The following is a 6,106-nucleotide window of genomic DNA, read 5'->3' as shown; positions in this document are numbered from 1 at the left end:
TCCGCCCGTGTGTCCGCCCGTGTGTCCGCCCGTGTGTCCGCCCGTGTGTCCGCCCGTGTGTCTTTACGCTCGTTCGCACGGCCTCTTACAATGCTAACTGAACTAGCCGCCCGGACTCCAGCTTGAATCGCTACGCCCTTCTTCTCATCACCTCGATGCTGCTGGTCGGCAGCAATGTCGGAATCGGTAAATCGATTGTCGAGTTCGTCCCCGTCCCTCTGTTCGCGCTGCTGCGCTTCGTGATCGCGATGGCGGTGCTCTGGCCGCTCCTGCGTGTGGCGAAGCTGCGCCGCGTCAAACGCGACGAATGGGTCAACCTGTTTCTGCAGGCGCTGTTCGGCACCTTCGGGTTTACGTTGCTGATGCTCAACGGTGTGCAGCGCACCAGCGCGGTGGCGGCCGGCGTCATCACCAGCACGATCCCCGCGGTCGTCGCGTTGCTGTCCTGGCTGATCCTCAAGGAGCGGCCCAACGGCCGGGCGCTCGCGTCGATCGCGCTGGCGATCGTCGGCGTCGTCGTGATCAATCTCGCGCATGTCGGCCAGAACGCGGCCGGCGAGACCTCGTTCGCCGGCAATCTGATGGTGCTCGGCGCGGTGTGCTGCGAATCGCTCTACATCATCCTGTCGCGCCGCCTCACGCAAACGCTCGCGCCGATCGACATCTGCGCTTACACGCACCTGTTCGGCCTGCTGCTGATGCTGCCGCTCGGCGCCGGCGCGCTCGTGCACTTCAACTATCAGGCGGTGCCGGTCAGCATCTGGACATTGGTGCTGTGGTACGGGCTATCGGCCAGCATCTTCTCGTTCTGGCTGTGGATGAAGGGCATCCGCCATGTCCCGGGCAGTCTCGCGGGCGTGTTCAGCGCGGTGTTGCCGGTGGCCGCCGCGATCTATGGCATCACGTTTCTCGGCGAACGGCCCACGCTCGCGCACGGTTTCGCCCTCGCTTGCGTGGTCGCGGGCATCGGGCTCGCCAGCCTGAAAACGAGGCGGGTGCCGCCGGTGGCGTCCTGAGCATGCCGCCCGGGCAAGACGTGGCTCACGTGGCTCACGTGGCTCATGTGGCTCATGTGGCTCATGTGGCCCATGTGGCCCATGTGGCTCTTGCGGTTCCCCAAGCCCACCCTGCCCGCCGCGCCGCAGCAAATTCACCCGACGCTGTACAATAGCGCGCCTGATGCAAGCTTGCCCGGCGCTCTCACGCCGTGCACCGCGCCGTCTGCGCATGGTTGCGTGTCCGATCCTCGTGCGTCATCGCACGCCGGGTCCGCGCATTGGTCCGTGTTCCGTCACCCGCGTTTCATCTGACTCTTGCCTATGTCCGCTCCGCGACCCGACTCCGCCCGTCAGCGCCGCCCGATGCGTCCGCTGCCCGTCATCATCTTCATGAGCCGCTGGCTGCAGGTGCCGCTCTACCTGGGCCTGATCATCGCGCAGGCTGTGTACGTGGTGCTGTTCCTCAAGGAAGTCTGGCATCTGGTCACGGCATCGATGACGCTCGACGAAACCAACATCATGCTGGTCGTGCTCGGCCTGATCGATGTGGTGATGATCTCGAACCTGCTGATCATGGTGATCATCGGCGGGTATGAAACCTTCGTCTCCCGCCTGGGCGTCGAAGGTCATCCGGACGAACCGGAATGGCTCGACCACGTGAACGCCGGCGTGCTCAAAGTCAAATTGTCGATGGCGCTGATCAGCATCTCGTCGATCCATCTGCTGAAGACTTTCATCAGCCCGGACCAGAACACGACGCACACGATCATGTGGCAGGTCATCATCCACGTGGCGTTCCTCGTGTCCGCGCTGGTGATGGCGCTGGTCGACCGCCTCACCACGCATACACATCCCAAGCATTTCGAAGAGCCCGCGGCGCTGCATGCCGTGGGTTCCGCAAAAGGTTCCACTCCCCTGAAGGCGCACGACTGACCGCACCACCGCGCTGCGGTCGGAGAACAAGCGCCGTTGTCCCCACTGAGCCAAGCCATGACCGTCATCAAACAGGAAGATCTGATTCAGAGCATTGCTGATTCGCTTCAGTACATCAGCTATTACCACCCGCTCGACTACATCCAGGCCTTGGGCCGCGCCTATGAGCTCGAACAGAGCCCGGCGGCGAAAGACGCCATCGCGCAGATTCTCACCAATAGCCGTATGTGCGCGGAAGGCAAGCGCCCGATCTGTCAGGACACCGGCATCGTCACGGTGTTCGTGAAAGTCGGCATGGACGTGCGTTGGGACGGCGCGACGATGGGCGTCACCGACATGATCAACGAAGGCGTGCGCCGTGGTTATCTGAACCCGGACAACGTGCTGCGCGCGTCGATCGTAAGTCCGCCCGAAGGCGCACGCAAGAACACGAAGGACAACACGCCGGCCGTGATCCACTACGAGATCGTGCCGGGCAACACCGTCGACGTGCAGGTAGCGGCCAAGGGGGGCGGCTCGGAAAACAAGTCGAAGTTCGCGATGCTCAATCCGTCGGATTCGATCGTCGACTGGATTCTCAAGACCGTGCCGACCATGGGCGCGGGCTGGTGCCCGCCGGGCATGCTCGGCATCGGCATCGGCGGCACCGCTGAAAAAGCGATGGTGATGGCCAAGGAATCGCTGATGGACCCGATCGACATTCAGGACGTGATCGCACGCGGCCCGAAAGACTGGATCGAAGAGCTGCGAGTGGAACTGCATGAGAAGGTCAACGCGCTCGGTATCGGTGCACAGGGACTCGGAGGCCTCGCCACCGTGCTCGATGTGAAGATCATGGCCGCGCCGACGCACGCCGCGTCCAAGCCGATCGCGATCATCCCGAACTGCGCCGCCACGCGTCACGCACACTTCACGCTCGACGGCTCCGGCGTAGCGAAGCTCGAAGCGCCGTCGCTCGATGCATGGCCGAAAGTGCAGTGGGAACCGAACACGGAAACCAGTCAGCGTGTCGACCTGAATACGCTGACGCCGGAAGAAGTTGCCGGTTGGAAGCCGGGCCAGACACTGCTGCTGTCGGGCAAGATGTTGACGGGGCGCGACGCCGCGCACAAGCGCATCGCCGACATGCTGGCGAAGGGCGAAAAGCTGCCGGTCGATTTCACGAACCGCGTGATCTACTACGTCGGCCCGGTCGATCCGGTGCGCGACGAAGCAGTCGGCCCGGCGGGCCCTACCACGGCCACGCGCATGGACAAGTTCACCGAAACGATGCTCTCGCAAACGGGCCTCATTTCGATGATCGGCAAGGCCGAGCGCGGACCGGTTGCGATCGAGGCCATCAAGAAGCACAAGGCCGCGTATCTGATGGCGGTGGGCGGCGCCGCGTATCTCGTGTCGAAAGCGATTCGCAGCGCGAAGGTGCTTGCGTTCGAAGACCTCGGCATGGAAGCGATCTATGAGTTCGACGTGCAGGACATGCCGGTGACGGTCGCGGTCGATTCGAACGGCACGTCGGTACATCAGACCGGCCCGAAGGAATGGCAGGCAAAGATCGGCAAGATTCCGGTTGCGACGGTTTGATCGGGACCAGGATCAACTGAAAAAAAAACCAGAAACCGGGGCCTTGTGCCCCGGTTTTTTTACAACCAGATGCGAACAATAAGCAACACGCGAAAAACCCTCAAAATCAGGCAAGAAACTGCATTTTGGCCTTGGCTTTTCGGACGTCGGCGTTTATCGTTCTGGGAAATTGAACCCCATTAAGGACACATCATGCAAGGCGATAAGAAGGTCATCGAATATCTCAACGCTCAATTGAAAAACGAGCTGACCGCCATTAACCAGTACTTCCTGCATGCACGCATGTATCGCCACTGGGGCCTGGAAAAACTCGGCAAACACGAATACGACGAATCGATCGGTGAGATGAAGCACGCCGACTGGCTCATCGAACGCATTTTCATGCTCGACGGTCTGCCGAATCTGCAGGATCTGCACAAGCTGCTGATCGGTGAGGAAACCAAAGAGATCCTCGAATGCGATCTGAAGCTCGAACAGATTTCGCAGAGCACGTGCAAGGAAGCAATCGTGTACTGCGAATCGGTCCGCGATTTCATCTCGCGCGAAATCTTCACGAAGATTCTCGACGACACGGAAGAACACATCGATTGGCTCGAAACCCAACTCGATCTGATCGACAAGGTCGGCATCCAGAACTACCAGCAAAGCGCAATGGGCACGGTCGAGTCCTGACCGACCCGCGCTGAAATACCCGCGCGACTCATGGCCCAGCTCGCAAGCCACCAGGCCACTCATCCCGGCATTCGCCATGACCGGGTCCGCGCGGGCGATATACTTGCACACTTTCCCGTTTTCCCGAGCATCCCTTGACCGGCGCGCCATGCGCGCGCTCTTCGCCTATGTCTGCACAATCGCCGTCCCCGACCGTCCGGACATTCACTTCGGGGGCCGCTTCGAGCGCGCCGGTCGGCATTTTCGATTCGGGCCTGGGCGGTTTGTCGGTGTTGAGGGCGGTCCGGGCGCAACTGCCTGACGAAACCATCCTGTATGTCGCCGATTCGCTCCACGCGCCGTATGGCGAGCGCGACGGCGACTTCATCGCCGACCGCACGCTGGCGATCGGCGAATGGCTGGTCAAGCAAGGTGCGAAAGCGCTGGTGGTCGCCTGCAACACGGCGACCGCGCAATCAATCGCCCAGGTTCGCGAAAAGCTGCCCATTCCGCTGGTGGGCGTCGAACCCGGCATCAAGCCGGCTGCGCTGCAGTCCAAAACCCGCGTCGCAGGTGTGCTCGCCACCCAGGTCACCTTGCGCAGCGTCCGCTTTCAGGCGCTGCTCGAGCGCTATGGCGCCGACTGCCGTTTTCTGTGCCAACCGGGCCATGGGCTCGTGCAGGCGGTCGAGCGCTGCGACGTCGGCTCGGCCGAATTGCGCACGCTGCTGCGCGGCTATCTCCAGCCGATGCTCGATGCCGGCGCCGACACGCTGGTGCTCGGCTGCACTCACTACCCCTTTCTGGATGCGGCGATTCGTGACATCGTCGGCGATCGGCTCACGCTGATCGACACGAGCGTCGCCATTGCGCGTCAGCTGCAACGCGTACTGGAGCAGCACGGTCTGCTCGCCGCCCCGGCGCACGCGAGCGCCGCTCTGCCCCGTTTTTATTCGACCGGCGACGGCACGCACCAGCAGCAGCTTGCGGCGACTCTCCTGCATATCGACGCAGCGGTGAACCAGGTCCAGATCCCTTCGCGCCGCACCGCAGCCCCGGACTCCCAAGCCGCATAAAGCCCTAGGGGCAGTGCGTTAAGACGTGCGCCACGTTGATTTTGCACACGTTTCGGGCATTTATTGGCCTATCCGAGCACAGTCGCCCGCCGTCGCTCCTCAAATGAAGCCCTTCTAAGAGTCTGGTTTTGTTACAAAAAATCAGGCAGGCCTCTTGCCAAACGGCCCAAACAAAATGATAATAATTCGCATTAACGTTAGCTATGACGTCCTGCCATGATTGTTTGTGTCTGCAAGTCCGTTTCTGACCGCACGATCCGTTCCTCTATTGCGGATGGCGTCGACTCGTTCGACGAGCTTCAGTTCGAGTTGGGCGTCGCGTCCTGCTGCGGCAAGTGCGAAGAGTCCGTGCGCGACGTCATGTTGCAAAGCGGCGTATGCGCCAGCCGCTGCGGCGTCGGCATCGAGCATCATCCGCAGGCTGTCCCGCTGACATTTTACGAACGCAAGGCCGCCTGAATGCTGGGCGCGGCGCGAACCGTGCCCAGAGGCGCCCGGCATCCTGCTGTTTCAAGCGCTGCATCACGCGTTATCCCACTGCCGTCAGCAAGCCAGTATCCGTATTCGTGCCAGCCAGCTACCCGCTCACCCATCAAAAGGAGCTCGAGGTGGAATTGCTGATTGGTTTCGTGACTACTCTATTTATTTCGCTGCTGATCTTCCGAACATGACGATGTCTTGTCTGACGTGTTGCTCCCACAGCGCGCTGCCACGCTAACATGCAGGTCTCGCCTACTGTCCCAGCCGGCGCGAAGCCGGCTTCGCCCGCTCGCATGAACTCCCGTGTGTTGACTGCGACCGCCGTCGTGGCGGTGATTCACGTTAGTTTGCTTGCGGTGATCATGACGCTGCGTCACGAGCCCGTGC

The 6,106-nt window shown here is 61.7% G+C and carries 6 protein-coding genes and 1 pseudogene; all 7 read left to right on the top strand.

The window, feature by feature from the left end; translation table 11 throughout:
• Positions 1-122: 122 nt before the first annotated feature.
• Complete coding sequence (locus CIC12_RS04710) at positions 123-1,016, top strand: DMT family transporter (protein WP_168662629.1); 894 nt, start codon at positions 123-125, stop codon at positions 1,014-1,016.
• A gap of 345 nt (positions 1,017-1,361) precedes the next feature.
• Positions 1,362-1,931 carry a TIGR00645 family protein gene (locus CIC12_RS04705; RefSeq protein WP_217468569.1) on the top strand — a complete coding sequence of 190 codons (570 nt, stop codon included), beginning with the start codon at positions 1,362-1,364 and terminating at the stop codon, positions 1,929-1,931.
• 57 nt (positions 1,932-1,988) lie between these two features.
• The gene (locus CIC12_RS04700) at positions 1,989-3,512 is read left to right on the top strand and encodes a fumarate hydratase (RefSeq protein ID WP_168662625.1); all 1,524 of its coding nucleotides are present in this window, start codon (positions 1,989-1,991) and stop codon (positions 3,510-3,512) included.
• 192 nt (positions 3,513-3,704) lie between these two features.
• Positions 3,705-4,184, top strand: coding sequence for a bacterioferritin (gene bfr / locus CIC12_RS04695; protein WP_121315105.1), 480 nt, complete (start codon positions 3,705-3,707; stop codon positions 4,182-4,184).
• A 167-nt stretch (positions 4,185-4,351) separates the two neighbouring features.
• On the top strand, positions 4,352-5,239 hold the full coding sequence (murI, locus tag CIC12_RS04690; protein WP_168662623.1) for a glutamate racemase: 888 nt from the start codon (positions 4,352-4,354) through the stop codon (positions 5,237-5,239).
• Positions 5,240-5,455: 216 nt separating this feature from the next.
• Positions 5,456-5,698 carry a (2Fe-2S)-binding protein gene (locus tag CIC12_RS04685; RefSeq protein ID WP_168662621.1) on the top strand — a complete coding sequence of 81 codons (243 nt, stop codon included), beginning with the start codon at positions 5,456-5,458 and terminating at the stop codon, positions 5,696-5,698.
• A gap of 260 nt (positions 5,699-5,958) precedes the next feature.
• Positions 5,959-6,106, top strand: a pseudogene (locus CIC12_RS32940) (energy transducer TonB); the annotation flags it as partial.

This window comes from Paraburkholderia sp. SG-MS1, assembly GCF_012275575.1.
In the GTDB taxonomy this organism is placed as follows: domain Bacteria; phylum Pseudomonadota; class Gammaproteobacteria; order Burkholderiales; family Burkholderiaceae; genus Paraburkholderia.
This window is presented reverse-complemented; position numbering and strand designations above follow the sequence as displayed.

Coding starts and splice junctions, on each gene's coding strand:
- CIC12_RS04705 (WP_217468569.1), top strand. CDS start 1,362: ATGCGTCCGCTGCCCGTCATCATCTTCATGAGCCGCTGGCTGCAGGTG.
- CIC12_RS04700 (WP_168662625.1), top strand. CDS start 1,989: ATGACCGTCATCAAACAGGAAGATCTGATTCAGAGCATTGCTGATTCG.
- bfr (WP_121315105.1), top strand. CDS start 3,705: ATGCAAGGCGATAAGAAGGTCATCGAATATCTCAACGCTCAATTGAAA.
- murI (WP_168662623.1), top strand. CDS start 4,352: ATGTCTGCACAATCGCCGTCCCCGACCGTCCGGACATTCACTTCGGGG.
- CIC12_RS04685 (WP_168662621.1), top strand. CDS start 5,456: ATGATTGTTTGTGTCTGCAAGTCCGTTTCTGACCGCACGATCCGTTCC.